The sequence below is a fragment of the Chryseobacterium sp. OSA05B genome, assembly GCF_019970065.1.
In the GTDB taxonomy this organism is placed as follows: Bacteria; Bacteroidota; Bacteroidia; order Flavobacteriales; family Weeksellaceae; genus Chryseobacterium.
The window spans coordinates 1-469 of sequence record NZ_JAHXYH010000102.1; the positions used below are offsets into that span (position 1 = coordinate 1).

A 469-nucleotide genomic window follows, 5' to 3' on the forward strand; every position below is an offset into this window, starting at 1 on the left:
GAACCGATGCGTGCAGCCACACATCCGGGACCGTGGATTGGCGCCAGGTACGCAGCAGTCCCCCGGCGAAGAAGTAGAGGAAGAGCGCCAGTCCTACGAACCCGTAGCAGAACATCAGGGTCCAGAGGAATCCCTGCGAGCCCAGCGACACCCCGATGGTGGGGTCGATGCGAGGGGTCCCGTGGCCCAGGATGGGGGCCTGCAGGCTTTGTTCCCATGTCTTCGCGTACAAGGCCAAGCGGCCGCCCGTTGAATCACTGTATTCCTGTCGCCCCAGGATCCCGCTGACGGATCCGCTGGCCACCAGCGCAACTGCCAGGACGGCAACCCCGGAGAAGATGATGGCGACCATCCGCCAGTGACCGAGCCCCAAATGCCGGAACAGCGCGTAGGCCACGGCGATGGCCAGTCCGACGAACATTCCGCGGTTGCTCGTGGCCACCGCCGGGATGAATGAGAGCGCCAGGAT

1 protein-coding gene is annotated in these 469 nt (G+C 64.8%); it reads right to left on the reverse strand.

Annotation, left to right across the window (positions count from 1 at the left end):
- Window positions 1-469: O-antigen ligase family protein (locus tag LC419_RS23790; protein ID WP_223609674.1), on the reverse strand; the 469-nt coding region annotated here is incomplete at both ends.